This window comes from Ruania zhangjianzhongii, from assembly GCF_008000995.1.
GTDB lineage: Bacteria > Actinomycetota > Actinomycetes > Actinomycetales > Beutenbergiaceae > Ruania > Ruania zhangjianzhongii.
In genome coordinates this window covers 3,837,437-3,862,560 of the sequence record NZ_CP042828.1, presented here as the reverse complement: position 1 = coordinate 3,862,560, position 25,124 = coordinate 3,837,437, and the positions used below count along the sequence as shown (strand labels likewise).

The following is a 25,124-nucleotide window of genomic DNA, read 5'->3' as shown; positions in this document are numbered from 1 at the left end:
GCGGCGGTGCGCCGCCGTCGTTCCTCGGCGGTGACGGCGGCGAGCACGACCTGGTGGATCTGGCCGTCCACGCCTGCGACCGTGCGCCGCAGGCAGCAGCGTCCGCCGGCTAGCGGGTCAGCGCGCCAGCACGGTCCGCTGCAGGAACGCGTTGTGGAACTTGCCGTCGGGGTCGTAGCGGCGGACCAGGTCGCGGAAGCCGGCCATCCGCGGGTAGAGCCGCTCCAGCCGGCCGATGCCCATCGCGAACCACTTGCCCCAGTGCGGCCGGGCGTCGAACGGTGCCAGGGTCTCCTCCAGCAGCGGGAGCAGCGCCCGCACCGCCTCCGGCACCCGGTCGAAGGTGAAGTGCAGCGCGACCGTGTCCTGCCCTTGGGCCATCGACAGCCAGAGTTCGTCGGCGGCCATCGTCCGGAACTCGCACACCTGCAGATGAGGCGCGATCTGCGGCGCGATGTCGCGGACCGCACGGATCGCCGCCACCGCAGCCGGGCGAGGCACGAGGTATTCGGCCTGGATCTCCTCTCCGGCACTGGGGGTGAACTCCAGCCGGAAGTGCGGCAGCCGGTCGAACCACGGGCCGGCCAGACCGGCCTGCTCGGTGGCCCAGGCCGGGTCGACGCCCCGGATCGGATGCTGCGGACCAGGAGCCGCCACACCCATCGGCAGGCTGACCTCGCCGGTCCGGCTCTTCAGCCACACCTGGTCCGCCACATCGGCGTCCCAGCGAGTGAACAGGCTCACGCTGTACGCCGCGGAGGTGATCTCGTCGAAATGGGTCAGGACGTGATCCCAGGGCACGTCGTTCACCACGTACTGCGCCACCTGGTAGCTCGGCTCGATCCGCAACCACACCTTGGTGAGTACCCCGAGTGCGCCCAGGTGCACGGCTGCACCGGGCAGGTCAGGGTGGTCGGCGTCGAGGGTGACCAGGTCGCCGTCAGGGGAGATCAGCTCCAGGCCGACGACGGCGCTCGCCAAGTTCTGGACCCGGTCACCTGAGCCGTGGGTCGCCGTGCCGATCGCACCGGCCACCGCGATATGCGGCAGCGAGGCCATCGCGGCCAGGGCCCAGCCGGCGCGGTCCAGCTCGGCGGCGAGGTCGCCGTAGCGCACTCCGGCGGCCACCCGCACCACCTGGGCCTGCGCATCCACGTGGATGTCCGCGGGCAGAGCCGCCAGGCTGATCAGGTCTCCGGCGCTGTCGGCCAGGTCGTTGAACGAGTGCCGCGAACCCAGTGCCCGGATCTGGTGGGCGTCCGCCACGATCCGCTGCGCCTGGGACACGGTGTCCGGCTGGTGCAGCCGCTGCGCGGTGTAGGTGTAGCTGCCGGCCCAGTTCGTCTCGGTCATCGCCTGCCTCTTCCGTGGTCGTCGGCAACAATCTAACCGGTGGAGGTCGCGACCGGTCCCCGTCGCGGGTTCGATACTCCCGCCGCTGGCGCGATACCAGCGAGCACGACTCCGCGTCGCAAGTGACGCATGAATCAATTCATGCCGGGAGGGGTGTGCGGGGTGGGTTAGGCATGCTGACGGAGCGCGCGTAGGCCGAGCCAGGCCAACGCCACCAGTGCGACCAGCGCCACCACTGCCAGCCAGGTCATTCCGGCGCCCGCGTCCCCGGCGAGGGCGACCACCACCCCGAGCAACTGGGCGAACGCCTGGATCGCCGCCGCTGCCGGGGTCCCAGCCGCCAGCGCCGCAAGCTCGACCTTCGCTCCAGCGGCCAGCTCGGTGACCTTCCCGGACAGGAACACCATCGCGTGCAGACTCAGCAGCAGCGCCGCCGTCACCAGAGGGTGCCCGGAGACGGTCACCAGTCCCGGTTCCCCAGGGAGCCGGAGGAGCATGGCCACCAGCAGTAGTGCCACACTCACCCCGGGCAGTACGCCGTTCTTGCTCACCGCCACCCCTACGGCCAGCAACCCAGCCGCGACCAGCTGCGTGACACCGCTGGCCACCAAGACTCCGGCCGCAGCGACCAGCAGCCCCGCCACCAACCGCACCAGCCAGGCCGGCACGCACCGGCCCAGCTGCAGCTGTACCTGGGGCTTGCGCCGCGGCCGCGGGGTGGTCACGTCCCAGTCGCCCCACATCGAGGCGATCTGCTCACGCATGCCCGGACTCCGGCCGGGGTCATCGTTCCTGACAGTCATCGAGCCACCCCCGCGCCAGGGCGTCCCGGAACTCCTGTGCCGCGGCGCCGGTGCGCCCGGGTGAGCAGCCGCCAGGCCACGTTGATCGACCGGGCACCGGCCGGTCCATCCGGGTCGATCCAGCGCAGCACCTCCACGCCTGCGCGGCCCAGCTGGGCCAACCGCACCTGCCGCTCCAGCCGCACCACCTGGTAGGCGAAGTCGCCGAGCGAGTCCAGCTCGGTGGTGCGCACCGGCGGCAGCGTATCCACGGCGATCACCCGGTGCCCCTGCCCGCGCCAGGTCCGGGCCATCCGGGCGGCCTCGTCGTCCAGGAACGTGGAGAACACCACCAGCAACGCGGCAGAGGGCACCTGGGGGGCCCGCTTGCGCGGCGTCGGGAAGCTCTCCGGGTGCAGCGCCGCCAGCCGCCGGGAGATCCGCTCGAACTGGCTCCGGCCCGCCGCCGGGCGCACCGGCCGGCGGCGCAGCCCGAGATCGTCCAGCCCCACCCGGTCCCCGGCAGCGAGCACCACATGAGCGATTGCGGCCGCTGCTTCCCGAGCGAGGTCCAAGGAGATCGGCTCGTCCACGGCCGCAGCCTGTCCGCCGCCCCAGGCGGACACGTCCGGGCCGACAGCGTCCCGGGAGTCGACCACCAGCATCACCGACGCGTCCGCTGTGGCGAACGTGCGGCGGGTGTAGAGCTCGGTCAACCGTCCGGTGCGTACGTCCAGGGACCGCCGTGCGCTGACCCGCCAGTCGATCCGGCGCAGCCGGTCGCCCGGGGTGAACAGGTGCACATCGCGGAAGTCCGTGCCGTCGCCCGGGCGGCGGGAGGTGTGGTTACCGGTCAGCCCGGCCAGCCGTGGCGGGACCGGGGTGCCCTGCAGGGTGACCAGCGGCGGGTGCACGGTCACCCGCAACGGCGGCGCGGTCTCCACCGGAGAAAGCACCGCAGCGTCGAAGCCGGAGCTGAGATGGTCCAGCCGGAACATCTCCTGCATGCCGGTGCGGGCGGTGGCCAGCTCGGCGGGCACCGTCCGTTCGGTCCGGGCATCGACCAGCGCTTCGATCGGGCGGAACCCGGTCGAGGAGAGCCGCAGCCGGGTCACGTCCGCACCGGCAGTGGGCTGCAGCTGTACTTCGGCACCCACTGCGCCCGCACGAGCCCGTGCAGCGGTGCGGCGCAGGACTACTTGAGGCTGCGCCGTCGGGCGGGTGATCCAGCCCCAGGCGAAGCTGAGCAGGAACGGGACCCCGAGCAGTGCGACGTCCGGACGCCGGGCGAGCACGCCCACGGCAAGAGCGAGCACGCCGATCACAGCCAGAGTCAGCGACTCCAGCCCGACGAACCAGCGCGGCGAGCTCACTGCTGGTGTGCACCCGCGCTCGCGGTCGCCGCGGGCCCGGGCACCTCGTCGAGAAGCTGTGCGACCACGGCCTCCGGTGTGGTGCCCTGTGCCCAGGCGGCCGGGGTGAGCACCAGACGGTGCGCCAGGGCCGGTACCGCGATCGCCTTGACGTCCTCCGGGGTGACGAACTCCCGCCCGGCCAGCACCGCCCGCGCGCGGGCCACCAGCAGCAGCGCCTGCGAGCCGCGCGGAGAGGCACCGACCTCCACCGCCGGATGGGACCGGGTGGCCACGGCCAGGTCCACGCAGTAGCGAGCGACGTCGGGGTCGGCGTCCACAGCCTCCACCCCGGCCTGCATCGCGCGCAGGGTGTCCGCGTCGGTCACCTGCGCCACGGTGGCCTCCTCCTGGCGCCGCTCGATCCGGCGCAGCAGCACGTCCGCCTCACCGGCGGCGTCCGGGTAGCCCACGGAGAGCCGCACCATGAACCGGTCCAGCTGGGCCTCGGGCAGCGGGTAGGTGCCCTCGTACTCCACCGGGTTGGAGGTGGCGAGCACGTGGAACGGCCTCGGCAGCTGGTAGCTGGTGCCCTCCACGGTGACCTGCCGCTCGGCCATCGCCTCCAGCAGCGCGGACTGAGTCTTCGGTGGCGTGCGGTTGATCTCGTCGGCCAGGAACAGCCCGGCGAACAGCGGCCCCGGGCGGAAGGTGAAGTCGGAACTGGCCGGGTCGTACACGAACGAGCCGGTGATGTCCGCCGGCAGGAGGTCCGGTGTGCACTGCAACCGTCGGAACTCCAGGCCCAGCGCTGCGGACAGGCACCGGGCAGCAAGCGTCTTGCCGAGGCCGGGCACATCCTCGAACAGCACGTGGCCGCTGGCACAGATCGCGGCCAGCGCGGTACGCAGCGGCTCGGTCATGCCCACGACGACGGAACTCACCTCGGTCAGCACCTGCTCGCCCAGGTGGGCGACCTGGGTGGCAGACAGCGGGGCAATGGGGGTCTCGGTCACGAGATACCTTTCTTCTCAGGTGGTGACGTTCTCGTCGAGCAGATGGGCGATGGTCCGGCGCACCGCACGCGGATCCGGGGTGGGCGGCTCGGGGTCGCTGAGCCAGCGGGCCACACCGGAGCCCACTACAGCTGCGGCCTGTTCGCGGCCACTGGTCGAGTCCAGGTCCACTCCGCGCAGCTCCAGCGCAGCGGTGAGCACAGTGCGCAGCCGTTGCTCACCGGTGGAGGAGATCGACCCGCTTCGGTCGATCATCGTCCAGGTGAGGCTGGACACGTCCCGCCGTGCGCCGGCGCGCCGGCCGTAGGGCAGCACCGGCCAGGCGGCGCGGTTGCCGTACGGCAACGCTCGGCTGACCAGGGTGGCGATCACGAGCCCGCCGCCGAGCAGCAGCGCATGCGGCAGGTCGGCGCCGATCAGCAGCGCGAACAACGGGGTGACGATCGCGGCGGCCAACGGCGCCCAGCGCCTGCCCAGCGCGGCGCGTCGGTCCCGCCGGTCCTCAGCGCGGGTCACCGGTCCGCTCCGGTGGCGGGCTCGGCGGGACTGCTGCTCGACCCGCGAGCGAGCTCGGGCCAGGACGCGGCCAGCGCCTCCAGGGCACGTCCGGCCCGGTCCACATCCGCCCGGCCCAGCTCGCTGTTGGAGAACCGGGCCCGGTGATACAGGTGCAGCAGGGTGTCCGTGGCCTCGGAGTCCGCCCCGGTGCGGGCGAGCACGGCCGCGGCATGCTCGGTGGGGGTCTGCGCCGGCCGGCGATGCACACCGGAGCGGTCGGCTGCCTCCTCCATCGCCAACCAGGCCGAGACGATGGCGTCCCGCGGCGGCCCCACCGCGCGCAGCTGCTCCACGGCATGGCGCACCCCTTCGTGCAGCGCCGGCAGGTCCGGCTCCGGCTCCTCCTCGCCGTAGTCGGCACTGGTGCCCGGATCCGGGAGGTCCTCGGCCCGGGGACGGCGCAGGTAGGCGAGCACCCGGAGCAGCACGAGCAGCAACACTGCCGCCACGATCACGCTCACCACCACGGCGAGCCAGGTCAGGTCCGGGGTCGGGACGTCGTCGGAATCGAAGGGCACATCGGGAGATGGCGTCTGGCTCGGGACCCCGGTGGCCGGCGGCGGGGGCGGGGCGTCGGTAGTGCTCGGTCCCTCGACCTCCCAGGCCGGGTTCAGCTCCCACGCGCCGGTCGCGGTCGCGGCGACCACCAGCAACAGCGCCACGAAGCCGACCGCCGCGATCTGGGTGAGGGCGTGCAGCCGGCGCCCCGACGCCGAGTCGCCGGCTCGGGGCGAGGCGTCCGGCGTCGTCGACGGATCAGGGGAGGGCACCGGTGCTATCGCCTCCGGTAGGTGAGGATCCGGTACCGCACCCCGTTCTCGGCCTGCTGCCAAGCGCCGACCTCGCTGGTCTGGAACTCGGCGCCGATCTGCGGCGCGTACGTGTCGCCCTCGACCGACAGATCGATCTCGGTGACCACCAGCAGGTCGGCGTGGTCGATCGCTTCGTCGTAGACCTGCCCGCCGCCGCAGATCCACGCGTCCTCATCGGCCACCAGCGCCAGCGCCTGCTCCAGGTTCGCGGCTAGCTCAGCGCCGGGTGCCTGGTAGTCCGGGTCCCGGGTGAGCACGACGTTGCGCCGGCCAGGCAGCGGGCGCACCTTCTCCGGCAGCGACTCCCACTGCCGGCGACCCATCACTACCGCATCGCCCGCGGTGGTGGTGCGGAAGTGCTTCAGGTCCTCGCGCAGATGCCACGGCAGGTCGTTGTTCCGTCCGATCACTCGGTGGTGGGCCTGCGCCCAGATCATTCCCAACATCTCAGACGGCCACCGGCGCCTTGATCCCGGGGTGGTGCTGGTAGCCGAGCACCTGGACGTCATCGAAGGTGTAGGAGTACAGGTCCGGTGCATGGTGCAGCTCGAGGGTGGGGAACTCGTACGGCTCCCGGTCCAGCTGGGTGCGCACCTGGTCGGTGTGGTTGTCGTAGATGTGGCAGTCGCCGCCGGTCCAGATGAAGTCGCCGACGGCCAGGCCGCTCTGCTGGGCGACCATGTGGGTGAGCAGCGCATAGGAGGCGATGTTGAACGGGACCCCGAGGAACAGGTCCGCACTGCGCTGGTAGAGCTGGCAGGAGAGCTTGCCGTCGGCCACGTAGAACTGGAAGAACGCGTGGCAGGGGGCGAGGGCCATCTTGTCCAGCTCGGCGACGTTCCATGCCGAGACCAGAATCCGCCGGGAGTCGGGCTGTTCGCGCAGCTGCTGCAGGACACGCTCCAGCTGGTCGATGTGGCCGCCGTCCGGAGTGGGCCAGGACCGCCACTGGGCGCCGTAGACCGGGCCGAGCTCACCGGTGGCCGGGTCAGCCCACTCGTCCCAGATGTGGACGTCCTTGGCGATCAGCTCGTTGGCGTTGGTCGATCCGCGCAGGAACCACAGCAGCTCCTCGACCAGTCCGCGCAGGAACACCCGCTTGGTGGTGATCAGCGGGAAGCCGCGCTGGAGGTCGTAGCGCAGCTGGTGGCCGAAGACCGATCGGGTGCCGGTGCCGGTCCGGTCCGATTTCGCAGTGCCCTCACTCAGCACATGGGCGAGCAGGTCTTCGAATTGGGTGTCCGGCATACCCGCAGTGTAGGTCGGCGACACCGGTGCGGACCGCATGCTCCGCACTCAGGGCGCGTCCGAGTCCTCCCCGGCCGGCTCGATCAGGGTGTCGGCCCGGGCGAACAGATCGCCCTCGATCGCGGCCGCCTCCGAGGCGGCGCCGATCTCGTGGGGGAAGTCCGCCGGAGGCCGGCCGAACGCCTCGGCCAGCCCGACGATCAGGTTCTTTCCCATCGCCCGCGATCCCACGAAGCCGACCACCGCGCCGATGCCGAACGGCAGCAACCGGCCGAGGAACACGGTGGACCCCTTAGTGATCACCGTCTTGGCCATCCGGCCACGCAGCGTGCGGTTCACCGTCTTCACCGTGGCCACCGGCAGCCGAGTGAGCAGCACCCTTCCCCAGGTAGCCGTGGACAGGCCGAACTGTTGCTCCAGCAGCCGTGGTCCGCTTTCGCCGACCAGCGTGCTCAGCAGGAGCGCCCGGCGGCGGGCGGCGTCCTCAGTGCCGATCCCGTGCACCTCGGCGACCGCGAGGCAGAGCGCACTCGAGGCAGCCAGGAACGCGGTCACCTGTCCGGCGGTCAGGGCGAGGGCAGCCGTGGTGCCCACCACCGGGAACGCGGCGGCCGCACCGACAGCCCCACCAGAGCCGCTGACCGTCCACAGGTACCGACTGGTGAGGATCTCGATGATCTCCTCCGGGTCGGCGTCCGGATGGTCCCGGCGCACGGAGTCGACGTAGCCGCGGATCCGTTGGCTCGGGATGGTCACAGCAGAGTCCAGCAGCCGCTCGCTGCGAGTTGGCTTACGAGGCACAGATCACCCCTCCGGGTCGGCGCGGATCGTCAGGCTGTCGGTCAGCCCGGCTTCGAGGGTACGTCCCACCGTGCAGCCGCGCTCGACCGCGCGGGTGATCACCGGCTCCAGCTCGGCCAGCCGGCCGGCCGCCTCGGGTCCGAGTACCAGCTCCACAGCGGCGGCGGTGTACCGGTTCTCCTCGGCGAGCTTGGTCCGGTGCACCGTGGCGCTCGCCGTGAAGTCTTCGCCGAGGCGTCGGCTGAGCGGGATGTCCGCGCTCATCACGTTGCAGGCACCGAGCGCGATGGCGAGAAGTTCGCCGGGTGTGAAGACCGCATCGGTCTCCTCACCACCGATCTGCACTTCGGCACCGCGGTCGTTCCGGGCGACGTAGCGGCGCGTGCTGGAGCGTTCGATCGACACCTGGTCGGGAGATTCCTGCATGTCCCCGATCTTCGCACGCACCGGTCTGCGGCGGAACTGGGGACGAGGGTGGCGGGGCTGGAGCAGGCAGTCAGGCCGTGCGTGCGCGTTCGAGCCCGTCCAGGACAAGGTCGAGAGTGAAGATGAACTCGGCACGGGTGTCGCACATCGAGAGCGCTCCATCCCTCTCGTGCACGACGGCGGATGCCATCCGCGCCAAGTGCGGAAAACGTTCCGCCATCGCGCGCATGGCCGCGGGATCGGGCTCGGGGGACTGCGCGTCAGGTTGGAACAGCTCGCTACTGAAGCCGAACAGCATCGACCCGAGGGCGTGCACAGTGCGGTGGGAGAGCTCGTTGTCGAATCCGCCGGCGGTCACGGTGGCGATGAGCAACTCATAGATCGGCCACGCTGCAGCCGGAGTTTCGTCCTGCGCGGTGATCAGGGCGGGAGCCCAGGGGTGGCGGAGCATCAGCCTACGTGCGGCGAGACAGCGGCTCCGCACCGTGTCTCGCCAGTCGTCGTGGGCGATGCGTGCCGACTCGTGTGCGATCTGGCCGAGGATGTGGTCAATCAGAGCCGCCAGTAGCGCGTGCTTGCTCGGAGTGTAGTGGTAGAGCGTCATCGCCTCGCGGTCGAGTGCGGCGCCCAGCCGGCGCATCGTGACGGCGGCCAGCCCCTCCGCGTCGGCGATCTTGACGGCAGCGTGAACGATGCGCTCCGGGGTGATCGCTTCCTGTGCACTCGGCGTGACCTTCACTACTCCTCCTGACTGACCCTCTTGACTCATCGATCTTACGCTGTAAGGTCGATCTTACAGCGTAAGACAGCGCCGGGCAGCCGGGTGCTCAGACTCAGGGAGACCTCATGGCCACCATCACTCCGGCGCCCGCGCCCGAACGAGCCGGATCCGGGTGGCTGCGGCCGCGCCGCCTGGTGTCAGCGCTCTGGCTGTTCGCGACACTGAACTATCTCTACTGCGATGTGCTGGGCTTCTACTACGCCCCGCATCTGCAAGAACTGCTGGCGGGACGCGCCGGCGAGATCGCGGTCACCCAGGGCTTCCTGCTCGGCTCGGCTGTGCTCATGTCGATCCCGATGGCGATGGTGCTGGTGTCCCGGATCGCGCCGCGGAAGGTGGCCCGGTGGGCAACCGTTGCGGCAGGCAGCGTCATGACGGTGGTGCAGGCGGCATCGCTGCTCGTCGGTAGCGGCCTGACCCTGCACTACGCCTACTTCTCGATCATCGAGATCGCGACAACTGCCTTCCTCGTGGGCTACGCCGCGCTTCGTTGGCGCACTGAGGACGGCGTTCTGGAGCGTTGACGGGCGGAGGTGTCGCGCCTTCTCTTCGGCCGCGACCTGGCAGATGGTCACGTGCTCGGAGCCGCGCGGGCTCAGGGCGCGGTGAGAGCCGCCGTCACTAGCAGGATGAGCCCGGCGGTGCAGAGCAGCACCCGGAGGAGGTGCCATCGGTCCCAGCGCTGCACCTGGCGGCGCCAGTCCGGTGGGTGGTCGCCCTCTGACCACGCCTTGACCCGGTTGTTGATCGGTACCAGCACGGTCACCGCGAGCACGATCGTGGCCACGAACAGCGCGGCGGCGACGCCGCTGAGTACCCCTGCGGACGACGAGCGCAGCAGGACAGTGCTCACCACGGCCAGCACCACCGTGGCGATGTACCAGGGCGGCATCACCGTGCCCAGCAGTCGGCCTGCGGAGCTGCGGAAGGTCAGGCCGCCGCCGGAGGGTAGGCGGTCCGCGATCGGGTTGACCAGGACAGCGACGCAGAATTCGACGCCGACCAGGACGCCGGCGACCACGATGGTGGCGCCGATCAGCAGTTCGGACATGGCATCCTCCTCGAATCTAGCAACGCTAGGTATGGTAACGAAGGCAATCTAGCATTGCTAGGCTGCAGTGGTGAACAGGGTCCAGTGGTGAACAGGGGCAGCGGTGAGCAGCAGGAGAGCGACGGCGAGCACGCGAGCGGACTCGACCCCGAAAACAGGTGCGAGCACGCGAGCGGGCGCGCCGACACGAGCGGGCTCGAAGCCGAAAGAGGCGGCGAGCGGTAGAGCGGGAGCGGCGCCGCCGGACCGGGAGGCAGCGATCGTCGCGGCGGCGCGCACTATCGCCGAGAGTGAGGGCTGGCCGGCGGTGACGGTGCGCCGGCTGGCTGCCGCGATCGGTTACAGCCAGCCGGTGCTCTACCAGCACTTCCCGCACGGGCGCCCAGAGATCATCGCAGCGGTCGCCCGCAGCGGGTTCGCCCAGCTCGCGGACCGGGTGCCTCCCGAGCCGACCCATCCAGAGGCAGTAGCGCAGACCGCCCGTGCCTACCTCGCCTTTGCGCGCGAGCACAGCGCGCTCTACGCGGCGATGTTCGAGATGCCCTCGCTGAACAGGTTCGCCAGCGAGCAGACCCCGGCTCAGCTGCGCCGGGCATTCGATGCACTCGTGGTGCTGTTCGGTCAGAGCCCGGACGCGGACACCCGCACCGAACTGTTCTGGAGCATGCTGCACGGAGTCGCCGTCCTGGAGCGGGACGGCCGGCTGCCACCGCAGCAGCGGGAGGAGCGGATCACGGAGATCGCGCAGATCTTCGGCTGAGGGAGCAGCTGCTCACCTCGCGCCCCGTGCCCGGCCGGGAACAGTGGCGGGGCGGTCGGGCTGGCGGGGGTGCCGGAGAGCCCGCTCAGCCGGGCTGGCCGGGTGCCGGGGTCGCCCGCTCAGCCGGGCTGGTCGGCGCCGGCCCGAGCCTGGCTGAGCAGCTGGTGGTAGGTGACCCGATGACCGGCCACATCGGACATCTTCACCACCATCTCGTCGATGAAGTCGGCTCGGTAGACCGCGTCGGTGAGTACCGAGATGGCGTAGTAGAGCCCGGTGAACGTGGCCAGCGCCACCGAGACCCGGAGCAGGGTCTGGCTGACCAGCAGCGTCTCGCCCCAGAACGGAAGCTCCACCTGCCAGGTGCCGCCGTCGATACCCCACTCCTGCAGCACCCCCGGGGTGATGGTGAGCACGCCGAGGGCGAAGAAGAACAGTCCGACACCGGCACTGACCACGATCACCTGGAGAAGCTGGTTGGCACCGACCATCGCGGTGACGTTGAACTGCTGCGCGCGGGTGAGCGCGGGAAGATCGCCCGCGGTCGGGTGCTCGGCCTCGGCCCGGGTGAGCACCTCGGCGGTCTCTGGGCGCAGCCGCATGGACAGGATCACCAGGATCAGGACCGCGAAGAAGATGCCGAGGATCACGTCCGAGGCCCCGGGAGTGTGGTCGAAGACCTGCCAGACCTCGGCGTTGTAGAACAGCGCGATGGAGAAGATCAGCAGCAACGGCAGGAACCGGATCAGCCGCACCAGCGAGGAACCGAGCTCGCTGCCCACCCGGCTCATACCCCACCACAGGGTCGCCGCCAGGCCGTAACCGACCACGGCCCGGACCCCCAGCAGGAGCAGCACGTTCACCAAGGCGTTCACCAGACCGGTGACCCACTGCCCGCCGAACAGCACCGGCAGCACCGCCGGAGCGAGTACGAAGAATGCCAGCTCCGGACCGCCGACGTCCTGCGGCAGCGTGGACCAGCGCCGGCCGCGGGCCACGTTCAGGCCGGCGTAGGAGGCCCCGAGCGCGGCCAGTACGCCGATCGGCGCGAGCAGGTTCAGCCACCACGGCCAGTCCAGCTGGATGGTGGCGAACGCCTCCAGCAGCAGCACCACCACCAGGAACGGTGCCGCTCGCCCGAACACATCCCGCCGAGCGCTGTGACCGTGCACCAGCAGCGGCAGCCCGTAACGCCGGAACGTGCGCTCGCACGCGGCGATCTGCTCAGCGGTGGTCATGGCCACCACCCTATGGCGGCCCCTGCGCGGTTCTGCTCTCGGCAGCGGGCACTTCTCCCCGTCGCTGCCCCGGCCTAGCCTGACCAGGTGACCACGGCCCTCATCCTCGGTGGCAACGGACAGACCGGAGTGCCCACCGCCGGCGCGCTCGCCCGAGAGGGCTGGGCGGTGCGAGTACTGCACCGGGGCAGCCGGCCGTTGGCCCCCGGCCTGGCCGAGCTCGGTGTCGCCGAGGTGCGTGGCGACTACGCCGACCCGGCAGGCCTGGCGCGAGCGATCGGGGACGGGGTGGACCTGCTCGTGGACTGCGTCGGCTTCGACGCCACCGACGCCGAGCGGGTGCTCGCGCACTCCGACCGGCTGGGCTCCGCCGTCGTCCTCTCCAGTGCGGCCGTGTACGCCGACGAGGCCGGGCGTACCCTCGGCTCGGCGGACCCGCCGCAGCTCCCGGTGCCGATCGCCGAGGACCAGGCGACGGTGTCGGCGGACCTGCCCGGCTACGCCGGTGGCAAGGTCGGCTATGAGCATCGGTGGCTCGCCAGTGACGTTCTGGTCACCGTGCTGCGCCCGGGTGCCATTCATGGCCGGTACGCGCGTAACCCCCGCGAGTGGTACGTGCTGAAGCGGATCCTCGACGGCCGCCGCGAGGTTCTCCTCGCCCACAGCGGCGCTTCCCGGTTCCAGACGACGGCGGCTCGCACCATTGCCGAACTGGTCCGGTTGGCCGCGGGTCGTCCGGGCGCCCGGGTGCTGAACGTGGCCGACCCAGCGGCCCTCACCGTGGCCGAGATCGTGGCCAGCGTCGGTGCCGCGCGCGGACATGAGCTCACCGTGCACCGGCTGCACGGCTACCCGGAGGGCACCCTCGGGCTCACGCCGTGGTCGGTGCCCACCCCGATCGTGCTGGACATGGCGGCGGCCGGCCGCGACCTCGGCTACCGGCCGGTGCTGGGTTACGTGGAGGCGCTGCCGGACTATCTGGACTGGCTCGAGGAGGTGGCGGCCGCCGGGGAGTGGCGCACCGAGCTGACCGAGTTCGCCGCGATGGGCGCCCACCTGTTCGACTATGCCGCTGAGGACGCCTGGCTAGCCGCGCAGCGGCGCTGATCGCGGGTTCTTCCAGCATCGGCTGAGCTCGCCCGTCAGCGGTGTGCGGTCAGGCGCGCCTCGATGCCATCCAGAATGACCTGCATCCCCAGCTCGAACAGTGCATCCCCCGAGAGTCCGGCCAGGGCTGGAGCGACACGGCGCAGGTTCGGATAGTCGTCACTCGAGCCGACCTCGCCGGCGGCCTCGGCCAGCGGGGCAAGATCGCCAGGGTGGGTGCTCAGCACGTGCGAGACGAGCAGCCGTGAGACTCCCGCCGCATCCTCGACGGTGAGTCCCGCCTCGAGCAGGATCCGCACCGTTGTCTCGATGTGGCCCCGCCGGTTCGGACCATGGGGTGGCCGGTCCCGCAGCAACGCCGCGACATCCCGGTGCGCCAGGACCAGGGAGCGGAACTGGTGCAGACCCTGCTCGAGCTGATTGCGCCACGGCAGTCCGGCGTCGATGTCGAAGCTGTCGGCGCACAGCTCCTCGGCGACCAGGTCGAGGAGCTCGGCCTTGTCCCGGACGTGCCAGTAGAGCGTCGGAGATCGGACCCCCAGCCGTGCCGCCAGCCGACGCGTGCTCAGCTCGGCGATCCCCTCCTCGTCCAGCAGCTGGATGGCCGCGGTGACGATCCGGTTGCGATCGAGCCGGGTCCTTCCCTGGGCGTGGGTCGGCGCTTCGGGGGGCGGGTCGATGGGCATATCACCGGAATCTAGCAGACCCTCTATCGGTGGTAGAGTCCTTCCCTATCACCGATAGGGAAGGAAGATCATGTCCTCGTCGCCCGCCCTGACCCCGTCCCGGTGGACCCGACCGCTGCAGGTGCTGACCGCTCTGTGTTCCGTCGTCTTCCTGATCGGCACCACGCTGCAGAACTTCGTGGTGGTCGACGTCGCGTTGATCGAGACGATGATGACGCAGGCGGGTGGGGCGGACCCGGGCGGGGAGGCCCCCGGCTTCACCACCGGGTTTCGGATCGTCGGCTGCCTCTACATGCTCGGGAACGCACTCGGAATTCTGGCCTTCTGGCTGCGGTCGCGGTGGCTGTTCTGGGTCGTTCTCGCGGTCAATCTGACCCAGGGACTGGGATTCGCGATGATCCCGTCGCAGATGTGGACCGCCGTGATCGAGCGCTACGGTGTGCCCGGGATCTTGCCCAGCGCGGTGACCGACGGTGGTGCGGCGCTCCTGGCCGCAGTGCTGATCGGGACGTTGGTCCGGTATCGCCGGCCCTGGGCGCTGCTACCGGCACGGACCGACGCTGCCACCACGAAAGCCTCGGTCGGCTGACGAACGATCGCGCAGGTCACCACGCCCGACGGCGGAACTGGGCCGGGGTCTCCCCGGTCACCCGGGCGAAGGTGCGGGTGAAGGCCGCTTGGTCGTAGAAGCCGCAGGTGGTGGCGATCTGCGCGATCGGGAGAGCGGTGGTGGTCAGCCGCTCGGCGGCGCGGTCGATCCGGGCCCGCAGCACCACCTGGGCGGGGGAGAGGTGGAACACCCGGCGGGTGCGCCGCTCCAGTGCGTGCCGGGAGCAGCCGGCGACTGCCGCCAGGTCCGCCACCTGGATCGGCCCCTCCAGGTGCGCTGCGATCCACTCCTGCACTCGCGCCAGGGACTGCAGTGGCTCGGCGGTCTCGGTGGCCACGTGCAGGTCCTCGGAGATGCTCACGACGCCGACGATCTCGCCGTCGGTGCGCAGCGGCACCTTCGTGGTCAGGTACCAGCCCGGCCGACCACCGGGACGGCGGATCAGCTCCAGCTCGTGCCGCAGAGTGCGCCCGGTGAGCACAGCGGCGTCCTGCTTCTCGTACCGCAGTGCCAGCGGGGTGACGAACAGCTCGAGGGCCCTGCGGCCGAGCACAGCGGCCCGGGTGCGCTCGCTGGTGCGGGCCACGAACACGTCGTTGACCGCGACGTAGGCCCCGGTGACGTCCTTGGCGCAGAACATCGTGGTGGTCAGCGAGGCGAACAGCTCGGACATCGCCGGGTTGAGCGCGTTGCGAGCCCGGTCGGCAGGAGTGGACATGACGAGGGCTGATGCTACTGGCTGCCCGCCGGGTGACGCCGGTGAACACCCTTGGTACCGATGCGCGGGTGCCGCCGCGGCGATCCGACAAGACGCAGAGCCAGGATCCGGCGCAAGATGGTGTCATGACTTCTGCGACGATCGACTCTGCCGTCGAGCCCGCCGTCGAGCTGGCGCACCGGTGGGCTCAAGCGACCGCCCAGTCCACCACCGGTGCCGAATCTCGGACCAGCAAGCGGTTGGCGGCGCTGGTCGCCGACCCCGAGGGGTTAGACCTGGCCGTGCGGTTCGTGGACCGGGTGGCCCGGCCGGAGGACCTGCGGGTGGCCGCCCGGGAGCTCGCCCGGCTGTCCGCGTCCGCGGCCGGGGGCTTCCTCTCCCCGGTGGACCGGCTGATGCTCGGTGCCGGTGCGGCCGTCTCCCGGCTGGCCCCCTCGGTGGTAGTGCCCCTCGCGCGCACCCGGCTGCGTCAGCTGGTCGGTCACCTGGTGGTCGACGCTGAGGACCCGGCCCTGGCGAACCACCTCGCCCACGCCAAGGCGGACGGCCGCCGGCTGAACATCAACCTGCTCGGTGAGGCGGTGCTCGGCGAGAGCGAAGCCGCCGCCCGCACCGAACGTACCCGTGCCCTGCTGGAGCGCCCGGATATGGACTATGTCTCCATCAAGGTCTCCTCGCTCGTCTCCCAGCTCTCCACCTGGAACACCGAGCAGAACGTGGCGCGCGTGCTGGAGCGGCTTCGTCCGCTCTACCGCACGGCGGCAGCCAAGTCGCCGGCGGCGTTCGTGAACCTGGACATGGAGGAGTACCGCGACCTGGACCTGACCGTCGCAGTGTTCGAGGCGATCTGCTCCGAGCCGGAGTTCGCCCAGCTGCAGATGGGCATCGTGCTGCAGGCTTACCTGCCGGACTCGGTGGCGGCACTGGAGCGGCTCACCACGTTCGCGCAGAAGCGGGTGGCCGGCGGGGGCGCCCCGATCAAGGTGCGGCTGGTCAAAGGGGCCAACCTGGCGATGGAAGGGGTCGAGGCGGAGGTACACGGCTGGGCTCAGGCGCCGTACCCCACCAAAGCGGACGTCGATGCCAACTATGTGCGCATGCTGGACCGGATGCTCCGCCCGGAGGTGGCCGATGCGGTCCGCACCGGCGTCGCCTCGCACAACCTGTTCGACCTGGCACTCGCCTTCCAGCTCGCCACCGCTCGCGGGGTGACCCGGTCGATGGACGTGGAGATGCTGCAGGGCATGGCTCCGGCTCAGGCGCGAGCCGTAGCGGCGGACGTGGACACCCATGGACCGCTGATCCTGTACACGCCGGTGGTCGCCCCGAAGGACTTCGACGTTGCCGTCTCCTACCTGGTGCGGCGACTGGAGGAGAACGCCGCCCCGGAGAACTTCGTGCACGCCATCTTCGCCCCGCACGAGGGGGATGAGGTGAGCCTCTCGCCGATGGCGGACCAGGAAGCGCGGTTCCGCGCCAGCGTGGCTGCGGCGACCGAGCTGAGCGCGCAGCGCCGGCGCACGGACATCCGGCCGGCGACGCCGGATACGTTCGTGAACACCACCGACTCCGATCCCGCTCTGCCGCAGGTACGGGCCGCCGCACGGGAGTGGGTCCACGCCCCGGCCCGTGAGCTCACCTCCCCGATGCTCGCCGGTGCCGAGGATGTGGACCGCACAGTGGCCCGTGCCCGGTCCGCCGCCGCGGCGTGGGCGGTTCGGCCGGCGAGCGAACGTGCCGCCGTGCTGCGCACCGTTTCCGACGAGCTGGAGGCCCGGCGCGGTGAGCTGGTCACCGCGATGAGCCACGAGGGTGGCAAGACGGTGGCCGAAGCGGACCCGGAGGTCTCCGAGGCGATCGACTTCGCCCGGTACTACGCCGACCGCGCCGAGGAACTGCCGAGGATCGAGGAGGAGGAGGGGCTGACCTTCACCGCCGACTCGGTGGTGCTGGTCACCCCACCGTGGAACTTCCCGGTGGCGATCCCCACCGGGGGCATGCTGGCCGCGCTCGCAGCGGGGTCCGCCGTGGTGATCAAGCCGGCACCGCCGGTGCCTGGGTGCGCGGAGATCGCAGTGGCGGCGATCCATGCCGCGATGGCCCAGCACGGAATCCCGGCCGAGACCATTCAGATCGTCCGCGCCGAGGAGGAGGGGGCCGGTCAGCGTCTGGTCGCCCACCCGGAGGTGGACCGGGTGATTCTCACCGGCGGCTATGAGACGTCCCGGCTGTTCACCTCGTGGCGGTCCGAGCACCCCAGTGGTCCCGGTGTGCTCGCCGAGACCTCCGGGAAGAACGCCCTGATCGTCACCCCGAGCGCCGATTACGACCTCGCCGTCGCGGACGCGGTGCGGAGCGCGTTCGGACACGCCGGGCAGAAGTGCTCGGCTGCCTCGCTGCTGATCCTGGTGGGCTCGGTGGCCACCTCCGAGCGGTTCCGCCGCCAGCTCATCGATGCGGTGGCCTCGCTCCCGGTGGGCTGGCCGACCGACCTGAGCACCGCCATGGGCCCAGTGATCGAGCCCCCGCAGGGCAAGCTGCACACGGCACTGACCCGGTTGGAGCCGGGGGAGAACTGGCTGGTGGAGCCGCGGCAACTGGACGAGACCGGGCGGCTCTGGTCCCCCGGGATGAAGGAAGGGGTCTGGCCGGGCTCTCCGTTCCACCTCACCGAGTACTTCGGCCCGGTGCTCGGCGTGATGACCGCCGAGACTCTGGAGCAGGCGATCGAGTGGCAGAACGCCACTGCCTACGGCCTCACCGGCGGGCTGCACAGCCTGGACGAGGACGAGATCCGGCACTGGCTGGCGCATGTCGAGGTCGGCAACGCCTATATCAACCGGCACATCACCGGTGCGATCGTGCAGCGGCAGTCCTTCGGTGGCTGGAAGCGGTCCTCGGTTGGCCCGGGTGCGAAGGCCGGCGGGCCGAACTATGTGGCCCAGCTCGGCGCCTGGACCACGCGGGAACGACCGCACGGCCAGGGTGCGGTCGGCAGCCGGGTGGCCGATCTGCTCGGCACGTATCTGCGCCTGGCGGCCGACCCCGCTCAGGCGGAGTGGTTGCGTGCGTCGGTGGCCAGCGATGCCTGGGCGCGGGACGAGCACTACCGCGAAGAGAGCGACCTGACCGGGCTGCGCGCCGAGGCGAACATCTTCCGGTACCGGCCCGCCCCTCTGCTGGCGGTGCGCGCCGGCGCCGACGGCCTCCCGGTGGAGGTGGGCCGGATGGTGCTCGCCGCCGCCTGTGCCGGAGTACCGGTGGAGGTGAGCCTGCACCCGGACGTGGCCAGTGCGGCGCAGAGCTTGCTCGGCGCCGAGGTCGGCGATCTTGGCTGGGGTGTGGAGTCCGACGAGGACTTCTGCCACCGAGTGGCTGCTGGGGACGTGACCGGCCGCCTCCGGGTGATCGGCGAGGTGCCCGGTCTGTGGCAGGCGGCGGCGGACGAGCGTGCCGACGTCGACCCGCTACCTGGCGAGGTGCTCGCATCCGGACGCCGGGAGCTGCTCTACGTGCTGCGCGAGCAGGCGATCTCCCGCACGATGCACCGGTTCGGACACCTGGCCACCACTGAGCACTGAGCATTCTCCTGCTCGGGTGCTGGACCGGATTTCATGACTGCCGATTTGCCTGTTGATTCGATATCTATCAATATAGAAGAGTGTCGAACCAAGAGCGGAGCGTAGTCGCGAGCCCGATGGCAGTGCCGCGCCTGTCCACGCTGGACAAGTGGCTGCCCGCCTGGATCGGTCTCGCGATGTTCGCCGGTCTCTTGTTGGGCCGGTTCGTTCCCGCTGTCTCCGACCTGCTGGTCCGGTTGGAGGTAGCGGGCATTTCGGTGCCGATCGCGCTGGGTCTGTTGGTGATGATGTATCCGGTGCTGGCGAAGGTCCGCTACGACAAGGTCGCCGCGGTGACCGGTGACAAGAAGCTCTTGGTCTCCTCGCTGGTGCTGAACTGGATCGCTGGCCCGGCGGTGATGTTCGCCCTGGCCTGGCTGCTCCTGCCCGACTTGCCGGAGTACCGGACCGGGCTGATCATCGTGGGCCTGGCGCGCTGTATCGCGATGGTGGTGATCTGGAACGACCTGGCCTGCGGCGATCGGGAGGCGACCGCGGTGCTGGTGGCGATCAATTCCGTCTTCCAGGTGATCGCGTTCTCTTTCCTGGGCTGGCTCTACCTCACGATCCTGCCCGGCTGGCTCGGCCTGGACACCCAAGGCTTGGACGTGTCGGTCGGGCAGATCGCGCTCAACGTCCTCGTCTTCCTCGGCATACCGCTGATCGCCGGGTTCGCCTCGCGTTGGATTGGTGAGCAGCGCCGGGGGCGGGCCTGGTACGAGGAACGCTTCCTGCCCGCGGTCGGTCCGTGGGCGCTCTATGGGTTGTTGTTCACGATCGTCCTGCTGTTCGCCCTGCAGGGCGAGGCGATCACCTCGAACCCCCTGGACGTGGTGCGGATCGCGCTCCCGCTACTGGTGTACTTCGCGCTGATGTGGTTCGCCGGACTCCTCCTCGGCAAAGGTCTAGGACTCGGGTATGCGCGGTCGACGACGCTGGCGTTTACTGCGGCGGGAAACAACTTCGAGCTCGCGATCGCTGTGGCCATCGGTACGTTCGGCGCGACCAGCGGGCAGGCGCTTGCCGGGGTGGTCGGCCCGCTGATCGAGGTTCCGGTCCTGGTCGGCCTGGTCTACGTCTCCCTCTGGGCGGCCCGCGCCTGGTTCCACACCGACCCCTACGCACTGCCGCCAGCAGTGAAGGAGCAGACCCGATGACCGAGACCACGCTCACCGGCCAGGACTGTGCGCCGATCGCGGCGCAGGCGATAGACACCGGGCCGGCCACAGTGCTCGCAGCCACGTTGAAAGGGTTGGCCGACCCGCTGCGGCTGCGGATGCTCTCGGCGATTGCGACCGACCCGCGGGGTGAGTCGTGTGTGTGCGACCTGACCGAGCTGGCGGAGGTGTCACAGCCGACGATCTCCCACCACTTGAAGGTCCTCAAGGAGGTCGGAGTACTCGAATCCGAACGCCGTGGCACCTGGGTCTGGTATCGCATCAAACCTGGCCGTCGTGCCGCCGTGACCGCGCTGCTCGAGGCGTTCGCCCCCGCAGCTCTCACGACCGACATCAGCACCGAAGAGCTGGCGGGACCGGAGGCGGCAGAGCTAGAGGCACGGGTGGCCCGCCTGGCCGATGAGCTCGCGGCGACGGCGACCGGTCTGGGCCGGGAGACGGTGCTGCGGATCGTCCGGGATTCCTATGTCGCGCTGGCCAGGTCGGCGAAGATCACCCGGCACTTGATCCCGCTGACCGAGCGGTTCGCGAAACAGCGCCTGGCCGATCTCACCCGAGACGGCGACCACGCCCAGGCGCAGGTGCTGTTCGTGTGTGTGGCGAACGCCGGCCGTTCCCAGCTCGCCGCCGCTCTGACCCACCACCTCTCTGCCGGCCGGGTCATCGCCCGCTCGGCCGGCTCGGCCCCGGTAGCCGAAGTCCACCCGCAGGTGCGCGCGTTGATTGAGGAGCTCGACCAGCACGAGGTGACGGTGTTTCCGAAGCCGCTCACCGATGACGCGGTTCGTGCCGCGGATGTGGTGGTGACGATGGGCTGCGGCGACGTGTGCCCGATCGTTCCGGGCGTGCGCTACGAGGACTGGGCGGTCGCCGACCCCGCCCTTGCCTCAGCGGAAGGAGTCGCGGCGATCCGCAACGACCTCGCCGACCGTGTCCGTGCCCTGCTGGACTCCCTCCCGATGACCGTTCACCGTTCAGGAGCCGAATCATGACCGCCGAGAAACCCTCTGTCCTGTTCGTCTGCGTGCACAACGCCGGACGCTCCCAGATGGCCGCCGGGTACCTGCGTCATCTCGCGGCAGAGCGCATCGAGGTGCGCTCGGCCGGGTCGATGCCTGCCGAGCAGATCAACCCGGTCGCGGTCGAGGCCATGCGTGAGGAGGGCATCGACATCACAGCCGAGGCACCGAAGGTGCTCACCACTGAGGCCGTGCATGCCTCTGATGTGGTGATCACGATGGGCTGCGGGGATGCCTGCCCGATCTTCCCCGGCAAGCGTTACGAGGACTGGACGCTCGACGACCCCGCCGGCCAGGGTCTGGCGGCGGTGCGGCCGATCCGGGACGACATCAAGGCGCGCGTCCAGGCGCTGATCGAGAGCCTGGTCACCCCGCCTTCGACGCCGTGACCGCGGCCGGGCTGCGGGTGCTGGCGATCATCAGCACGGTGCCGAGGCCGGCCAGCACGGACAGGATCGCGAACCCGGTCGCGTAGCTACCCGTGACCTCGGCGAGGACCGCACCGGCCCAGGGCGCCAGGGCGGTGGCCAGCAGCACCGGTAGGCCGAGCATGCCGGACAGGTGCCCGTAGGCGCGTGGCCCCCACCGGTCGGTGACCGCTGTGGCCTGCAGCAACGTTGCCACGCCCCGCCCGACGCCGGCCATCATCGACAGTGTCACCAGAACACCGGTGGGCCCGGGCAGGACTGCGAGCGCGGCGATGCTCACCGTGACCAGCACGAACACGCTCGCGGTCCGGACCGGGAGGGAGGCGCGGCGTGCCAGGGCGGTGTAGACCAGACGACCGGCGACCTGCCCGAGTCCGCCGAGGCCGAGGATCCAGGCCGCCGACTGGGCAGTGAGGCCGCGTTCGAGCATTAGCGGCACCAGGGCGAGCAGCGCCGCGTACATCGCCACGGAGACCGCGGTCAGCCCGATCGTGAGCAGCCGGAACTGGGGGCTTGCCACCACGGCTGAGGTGTAGGCCTTCTCCGCTGCTCGGGCATCGTCGTGCGCGTGCTCGCTGGCCGGCCATGGACGTCGCAGCACTAGGGCGTGGGCCGGGATCGTCAGGATCGCCAGCACTGCGGCCGCCCACAGGTACGTACCCCGCCAACCCAGCTGCGCTCCTGCGCTCGCCACGAGCGGCGCGAACACGGTACTGGCCAGGCCGGCGACCAGCGTCAGGGTGGCCAAGGCACCGAGCCGCCGGGTGGTGAACCAGCCGGTGATCGCCACGAAGGCCGGCGGGTAGAGCACTCCGGACATCGCCGCACCGGCCAGCACCCACCCGGCGAAGAACGCCAGGAGGTTCGGTGCGCTGGCCACCACGAGGAGTGCCATCACACCGAGCACCGAGCCGGTGGTCATCATCCGACGTGGTCCGTGCCGGTCGATGAACCGCCCCACTGCCACACCAGCCAGGGCAGAGACGACCAGCGCCACCGAGAACGCGGCGCTCACGCTCACCGACGACCAACCGGTATCGGCGCTGATCAACGGCGCCAGGACCGGGAAGGCGTAGTACAACAGGCCCCAGGAGACGATCTCGGTCACGCACAGCGCCGCCAACACCACCGCCAGCCGCGGGCGCAGCCCGCCAGGCTGCACGCTGGCGCGTTGTTGCTGCGTGCTAGCCAACGGCCACCTTTCGCCGCTGATGAGCGAGTGCGCCGACCACGAAGCCGGCGTCGCGGTGCACGCCGCGCAACGTGTTCGAGGAGAACGTCCGCTGGAACTCCAACCCGAGGAACCCCAGCCCGGGCGCAGACGTCGAGATGCCGTGCCGGTGCCGCGGTGCGCCGTCGGTATCGAGTGCGCCGAGCGAACCGAGGTAGGGCAGATGGGGGCGATACCCGGTCGCGAAGATCACCGCATCGACCCGCTCCGGGGTGCCGTCGGGCCAGACCACACCGTCGCGGGTGAATGCGGTGAACATCCGCCGCTGATCCAGCTGCCCGCAGTGCAGAGCCTGCTGATAGCGGCCGGCGTCGATCACCGGTGTACCGGTCACGAACCGGTCGAGCGCCCACGGCGGCAGCAGATCGGCCCGGGTCAGCCGCAACCACCAGTGCAGATCGCGCCCCGCGACCAGCTGGGAGACCAGCCGCACCCGATCCCGCACCGCCAGCGAGACCTCGGCTACCTGGGCGAGCTCGTGGCCGACCTGGACCGCGGAGTTCCCCGCGCCAACCACCACCACCCGCTTCCCGGCGAACGACTCCGGCGACCGGTACTCGGCCACAGGCAACACCTGGCCGCCGAACTCCTCACCGCCGGCGACCGGCGGAATATAAGGGTTGCCAAACGATCCGCTCGCGGCGATCAGCACATCGCCGGAGACGGCGGCTCCGTCGGCCAGGTGCGCCGTGAAGCCCCCAGCACGGTCCGAGGTGACGTTGGTGACGCGGGACCTGGTCCGGATGTCAACGCCGAGCCAGGAGGCATACCCGCGCACGTAGTCCACCACCTCATCCCGCGCGGGATAGCTGTCTGCGGGACCTGGGAAGTCGTAGCCAGGAAAGCTGCTGAACTGGCGTGGGGAGAATAGACGGAGGCTGTCGTAGTAGTCGGGCCAGGACCCGATCGGCTCCGGCCCAGCCTCCAGCACGATCGGCTCCCAGCCGCGATCACGGCCCGCCCGGGCGGCGGCGAGGCCGGACTGGCCGCCGCCAACTATCACCAGACGCGCCCGTTTCATACCGGCTCCCGGGCACCGAGCTGCACCAGCTGCGGCTGCGGCGCACAGCACCCGGTGGCGTCCACTTCTGCCGGAGCATCGAACACCCCGCTACCTCCGCACACCCCGGTGTCCGGCAGGTCGAGCTCCACCCGCACGGCGGCCTCATGGTCACCGGCCAGGCTCGCGACGACGCTACGCACCTGCTCGAAGCCCGTCAGCGCGAGGAACGTCGGCGCCCGCCCATACGACTTCGCGCCCACGATGAAGAAGCCCACCTCCGGATGTGCCAGCTCGGCAGCGCCGGTGGCACGCACGCTGCCGCAGGAGTGGACGTTCGGGTCCACCTCGACCGCCAGCCGTGAAGGAGCCTGCAACCGCACATCCAGGTCCAGGCGTACCTCCGACAGGAACGACAGGTCGGGACGGAACCCGGTGAGCACGAACACCCGATCCGCCGGAGCCAGCTCGCGCCCGTCTTCCGAGACGAGCACTGCCCGGCCCGAGTCGCTGTCGATACGTTCGGTGCGGAACCCGGTCACCAGCTCCACCAGCCCATCGGCAACGGCCTGCTTCGCCCGAAGGCCCAGCGCACCACGCTCAGGCAGCTCATCCGCGTCACCTCCACCGAAGGCCTGACCGACCTGACCGCGGCGCAGCACCCACGAGAGGCGCATCGCGGGCTGCGTCTTCGCCACCTGAGCGAGCGCGATGACAGCCGTCGCTGCCGAATGTCCGGCGCCGACGACCACCACATGCGCACCCGCCAACGCCTCCGCCTCGCCAGCGTCAGGAATGCCAGCGGAGACCAGTCCGGCCGTGGCCGCCGCTGTCTCACCGAGCGCGGGGAGCCCATCTGCGCCTGCCGGGGCGGGGCTCGTCCAGGTGCCCGAGGCATCGATCACTGCGCGGGCCTCGATTCGTTCTTCCCGGCCGTCGGTGTGCCGGACGTGGACGACGAACGGAGCCTCGTCGCGGCCTGCATCCACCGACAGGTCGCGACGGTTCCGCGCCACACCCACGACCCGTGCGCCGAGTGACACCCGATCACCGAGCAGGTCGGCCAACGGCGTCAGGTAGTCCTCGACCCAGGCCGCCCCGGTGGGATACCCCTCGTCCGGACGCCGCCATCCTGCAGCTGCCAGCAGTCGCTCAGAGGCGGCGTCGATCAGCTCGCTCCACGTCGAGAACAACCGCACATGGCCCCACTCAGAAACAGCCGCACCGGCACGCCGCCCGGCCTCGAAAATCGCCGGCTCGATGCCGCGCTCGAGCAGGTGAGCTCCCGCGGCCAGGCCCTGCGGACCAGCACCGATCACCACCACTGGTAGCTCCATGACAACCTCCTC

The 25,124-nt window shown here is 70.5% G+C and carries 27 protein-coding genes; 8 read left to right on the top strand and 19 right to left on the bottom strand.

Translation table 11 applies throughout. The features are described from left to right. Nucleotides 1–117: 117 nt before the first annotated feature. The 11 genes from FU260_RS17935 to FU260_RS17885 form a co-directional block, all read right to left on the bottom strand. Nucleotides 118–1,353 carry a D-arabinono-1,4-lactone oxidase gene (locus FU260_RS17935; RefSeq protein ID WP_147918279.1) on the bottom strand — a complete coding sequence of 412 codons (1,236 nt, stop codon included), beginning with the start codon at nt 1,351–1,353 and terminating at the stop codon, nt 118–120. 167 nt (nt 1,354–1,520) lie between these two features. Continuing rightward, nucleotides 1,521–2,156: a hypothetical protein gene (locus FU260_RS17930; RefSeq protein ID WP_147918278.1), complete on the bottom strand. Its 636-nt coding sequence runs from the start codon at nt 2,154–2,156 to the stop codon at nt 1,521–1,523. Continuing rightward, the gene (locus FU260_RS17925) at nt 2,153–3,508 is read right to left on the bottom strand and encodes a DUF58 domain-containing protein (RefSeq protein WP_147918277.1); all 1,356 of its coding nucleotides are present in this window, start codon (nt 3,506–3,508) and stop codon (nt 2,153–2,155) included. The genes FU260_RS17930 and FU260_RS17925 overlap by 4 nt, the downstream gene beginning before the upstream one ends. Continuing rightward, a complete protein-coding gene (locus FU260_RS17920; protein WP_235912273.1) occupies nt 3,505–4,503 on the bottom strand; it encodes an AAA family ATPase in 999 nt (332 codons plus the stop codon). Before FU260_RS17920 ends, FU260_RS17925 begins: the two co-directional genes overlap by 4 nt. A 15-nt stretch (nt 4,504–4,518) precedes the next feature. Beyond that, a complete protein-coding gene (locus FU260_RS17915; RefSeq protein WP_147918276.1) occupies nt 4,519–5,019 on the bottom strand; it encodes a vWA domain-containing protein in 501 nt (166 codons plus the stop codon). Continuing rightward, nucleotides 5,016–5,831 carry a DUF4129 domain-containing protein gene (locus tag FU260_RS17910; RefSeq protein ID WP_147918275.1) on the bottom strand — a complete coding sequence of 272 codons (816 nt, stop codon included), beginning with the start codon at nt 5,829–5,831 and terminating at the stop codon, nt 5,016–5,018. Before FU260_RS17910 ends, FU260_RS17915 begins: the two co-directional genes overlap by 4 nt. A gap of 5 nt (nt 5,832–5,836) precedes the next feature. Continuing rightward, nucleotides 5,837–6,310 carry a dihydrofolate reductase gene (locus FU260_RS17905; protein ID WP_328593000.1) on the bottom strand — a complete coding sequence of 158 codons (474 nt, stop codon included), beginning with the start codon at nt 6,308–6,310 and terminating at the stop codon, nt 5,837–5,839. A 10-nt stretch (nt 6,311–6,320) separates the two neighbouring features. Further along, nucleotides 6,321–7,121, bottom strand: a complete 801-nt coding sequence (locus tag FU260_RS17900; protein WP_147918273.1) for a thymidylate synthase — start codon at nt 7,119–7,121, stop codon at nt 6,321–6,323. 48 nt (nt 7,122–7,169) lie between these two features. Beyond that, nucleotides 7,170–7,922, bottom strand: a complete 753-nt coding sequence (locus FU260_RS17895) for a hypothetical protein (protein ID WP_147918272.1) — start codon at nt 7,920–7,922, stop codon at nt 7,170–7,172. Between the two features lie 3 nt (nt 7,923–7,925). Further along, entirely contained in the window at nt 7,926–8,348 is a 423-nt protein-coding gene (locus tag FU260_RS17890; RefSeq protein WP_147918271.1) for an OsmC family protein, read from the bottom strand. A gap of 70 nt (nt 8,349–8,418) precedes the next feature. Beyond that, nucleotides 8,419–9,087 (bottom strand): TetR/AcrR family transcriptional regulator, encoded by a 669-nt coding sequence (locus FU260_RS17885; RefSeq protein ID WP_168211843.1) that lies wholly within the window; start codon nt 9,085–9,087, stop codon nt 8,419–8,421. A gap of 107 nt (nt 9,088–9,194) precedes the next feature. On the opposite strand from FU260_RS17885, the gene FU260_RS17880 reads away from it, so the two are divergent. Next, nucleotides 9,195–9,653, top strand: coding sequence for a DUF6326 family protein (locus FU260_RS17880; RefSeq protein ID WP_147918269.1), 459 nt, complete (start codon nt 9,195–9,197; stop codon nt 9,651–9,653). A 71-nt stretch (nt 9,654–9,724) separates the two neighbouring features. Here FU260_RS17880 and FU260_RS17875 read toward each other — a convergent pair whose 3' ends face one another. Continuing rightward, a complete protein-coding gene (locus tag FU260_RS17875) occupies nt 9,725–10,180 on the bottom strand; it encodes an anthrone oxygenase family protein (RefSeq protein WP_147918268.1) in 456 nt (151 codons plus the stop codon). Nucleotides 10,181–10,237: 57 nt separating this feature from the next. Then, a complete protein-coding gene (locus tag FU260_RS23675; protein ID WP_168211583.1) occupies nt 10,238–10,459 on the bottom strand; it encodes a hypothetical protein in 222 nt (73 codons plus the stop codon). Nucleotides 10,460–10,487: 28 nt separating this feature from the next. Here FU260_RS23675 and FU260_RS17870 point away from each other — a divergent pair, with 28 nt between their 5' ends. Continuing rightward, the gene (locus FU260_RS17870) at nt 10,488–10,940 is read left to right on the top strand and encodes a TetR-like C-terminal domain-containing protein (protein WP_235912274.1); all 453 of its coding nucleotides are present in this window, start codon (nt 10,488–10,490) and stop codon (nt 10,938–10,940) included. A 119-nt stretch (nt 10,941–11,059) separates the two neighbouring features. On the opposite strand, the gene FU260_RS17865 is transcribed toward FU260_RS17870, so the two are convergent. Then, complete coding sequence (locus tag FU260_RS17865) at nt 11,060–12,178, bottom strand: hypothetical protein (protein WP_147918267.1); 1,119 nt, start codon at nt 12,176–12,178, stop codon at nt 11,060–11,062. An 87-nt stretch (nt 12,179–12,265) separates the two neighbouring features. On the opposite strand from FU260_RS17865, the gene FU260_RS17860 reads away from it, so the two are divergent. Next, nucleotides 12,266–13,285, top strand: coding sequence for a Rossmann-fold NAD(P)-binding domain-containing protein (locus FU260_RS17860; protein WP_147918266.1), 1,020 nt, complete (start codon nt 12,266–12,268; stop codon nt 13,283–13,285). A 35-nt stretch (nt 13,286–13,320) separates the two neighbouring features. Here FU260_RS17860 and FU260_RS17855 read toward each other — a convergent pair whose 3' ends face one another. Further along, complete coding sequence (locus FU260_RS17855; RefSeq protein WP_147918265.1) at nt 13,321–13,971, bottom strand: TetR/AcrR family transcriptional regulator C-terminal domain-containing protein; 651 nt, start codon at nt 13,969–13,971, stop codon at nt 13,321–13,323. A 70-nt stretch (nt 13,972–14,041) separates the two neighbouring features. On the opposite strand from FU260_RS17855, the gene FU260_RS17850 reads away from it, so the two are divergent. After that, a complete protein-coding gene (locus FU260_RS17850) occupies nt 14,042–14,560 on the top strand; it encodes a hypothetical protein (protein ID WP_147918264.1) in 519 nt (172 codons plus the stop codon). 16 nt (nt 14,561–14,576) lie between these two features. Here the strand turns inward: FU260_RS17850 and FU260_RS17845 are convergent, their stop codons facing one another. Continuing rightward, nucleotides 14,577–15,299, bottom strand: a complete 723-nt coding sequence (locus FU260_RS17845; protein WP_147918263.1) for a helix-turn-helix domain-containing protein — start codon at nt 15,297–15,299, stop codon at nt 14,577–14,579. A gap of 125 nt (nt 15,300–15,424) precedes the next feature. Here FU260_RS17845 and FU260_RS17840 point away from each other — a divergent pair, with 125 nt between their 5' ends. From FU260_RS17840 to FU260_RS17825, 4 genes are all read left to right on the top strand, one after another. Further along, nucleotides 15,425–18,880, top strand: a complete 3,456-nt coding sequence (locus FU260_RS17840; protein WP_147918262.1) for a bifunctional proline dehydrogenase/L-glutamate gamma-semialdehyde dehydrogenase — start codon at nt 15,425–15,427, stop codon at nt 18,878–18,880. A gap of 116 nt (nt 18,881–18,996) precedes the next feature. Then, a complete protein-coding gene (arsB, locus tag FU260_RS17835) occupies nt 18,997–20,076 on the top strand; it encodes an ACR3 family arsenite efflux transporter (protein WP_168211842.1) in 1,080 nt (359 codons plus the stop codon). Continuing rightward, complete coding sequence (locus tag FU260_RS17830) at nt 20,073–21,089, top strand: metalloregulator ArsR/SmtB family transcription factor (RefSeq protein WP_147918261.1); 1,017 nt, start codon at nt 20,073–20,075, stop codon at nt 21,087–21,089. The genes arsB and FU260_RS17830 overlap by 4 nt, the downstream gene beginning before the upstream one ends. Beyond that, on the top strand, nt 21,086–21,505 hold the full coding sequence (locus FU260_RS17825) for an arsenate reductase ArsC (protein WP_147918260.1): 420 nt from the start codon (nt 21,086–21,088) through the stop codon (nt 21,503–21,505). The genes FU260_RS17830 and FU260_RS17825 overlap by 4 nt, the downstream gene beginning before the upstream one ends. On the opposite strand, the gene FU260_RS17820 is transcribed toward FU260_RS17825, so the two are convergent. Genes FU260_RS17820 through FU260_RS17810 form a run of 3 tightly spaced genes read right to left on the bottom strand, consistent with a single transcriptional unit; the run spans nt 21,483 to nt 25,112 of the window. Beyond that, nucleotides 21,483–22,736 (bottom strand): MFS transporter, encoded by a 1,254-nt coding sequence (locus tag FU260_RS17820; RefSeq protein WP_210418116.1) that lies wholly within the window; start codon nt 22,734–22,736, stop codon nt 21,483–21,485. The two genes, FU260_RS17825 and FU260_RS17820, sit on opposite strands and share 23 nt — an antisense overlap. After that, entirely contained in the window at nt 22,729–23,796 is a 1,068-nt protein-coding gene (locus tag FU260_RS17815; protein WP_147918259.1) for a flavin-containing monooxygenase, read from the bottom strand. The genes FU260_RS17820 and FU260_RS17815 overlap by 8 nt, the downstream gene beginning before the upstream one ends. Next, nucleotides 23,793–25,112, bottom strand: a complete 1,320-nt coding sequence (locus FU260_RS17810; protein ID WP_147918258.1) for an NAD(P)-binding domain-containing protein — start codon at nt 25,110–25,112, stop codon at nt 23,793–23,795. Before FU260_RS17810 ends, FU260_RS17815 begins: the two co-directional genes overlap by 4 nt. Nucleotides 25,113–25,124: the final 12 nt, after the last annotated feature.

Coding starts and splice junctions, on each gene's coding strand:
- FU260_RS17855 (WP_147918265.1), bottom strand. CDS start 13,971: ATGCCCATCGACCCGCCCCCCGAAGCGCCGACCCACGCCCAGGGAAGG.
- FU260_RS17815 (WP_147918259.1), bottom strand. CDS start 23,796: ATGAAACGGGCGCGTCTGGTGATAGTTGGCGGCGGCCAGTCCGGCCTC.
- FU260_RS17830 (WP_147918261.1), top strand. CDS start 20,073: ATGACCGAGACCACGCTCACCGGCCAGGACTGTGCGCCGATCGCGGCG.
- FU260_RS17810 (WP_147918258.1), bottom strand. CDS start 25,112: ATGGAGCTACCAGTGGTGGTGATCGGTGCTGGTCCGCAGGGCCTGGCC.
- FU260_RS17840 (WP_147918262.1), top strand. CDS start 15,425: ATGACTTCTGCGACGATCGACTCTGCCGTCGAGCCCGCCGTCGAGCTG.
- FU260_RS17935 (WP_147918279.1), bottom strand. CDS start 1,353: ATGACCGAGACGAACTGGGCCGGCAGCTACACCTACACCGCGCAGCGG.
- FU260_RS17930 (WP_147918278.1), bottom strand. CDS start 2,156: ATGACTGTCAGGAACGATGACCCCGGCCGGAGTCCGGGCATGCGTGAG.
- FU260_RS17850 (WP_147918264.1), top strand. CDS start 14,042: ATGTCCTCGTCGCCCGCCCTGACCCCGTCCCGGTGGACCCGACCGCTG.
- FU260_RS17825 (WP_147918260.1), top strand. CDS start 21,086: ATGACCGCCGAGAAACCCTCTGTCCTGTTCGTCTGCGTGCACAACGCC.
- FU260_RS17865 (WP_147918267.1), bottom strand. CDS start 12,178: ATGACCACCGCTGAGCAGATCGCCGCGTGCGAGCGCACGTTCCGGCGT.
- FU260_RS17845 (WP_147918263.1), bottom strand. CDS start 15,299: ATGTCCACTCCTGCCGACCGGGCTCGCAACGCGCTCAACCCGGCGATG.
- FU260_RS17900 (WP_147918273.1), bottom strand. CDS start 7,121: ATGCCGGACACCCAATTCGAAGACCTGCTCGCCCATGTGCTGAGTGAG.
- FU260_RS17875 (WP_147918268.1), bottom strand. CDS start 10,180: ATGTCCGAACTGCTGATCGGCGCCACCATCGTGGTCGCCGGCGTCCTG.
- FU260_RS17905 (WP_328593000.1), bottom strand. CDS start 6,310: ATGATCTGGGCGCAGGCCCACCACCGAGTGATCGGACGGAACAACGAC.
- arsB (WP_168211842.1), top strand. CDS start 18,997: ATGGCAGTGCCGCGCCTGTCCACGCTGGACAAGTGGCTGCCCGCCTGG.
- FU260_RS17890 (WP_147918271.1), bottom strand. CDS start 8,348: ATGCAGGAATCTCCCGACCAGGTGTCGATCGAACGCTCCAGCACGCGC.
- FU260_RS17880 (WP_147918269.1), top strand. CDS start 9,195: ATGGCCACCATCACTCCGGCGCCCGCGCCCGAACGAGCCGGATCCGGG.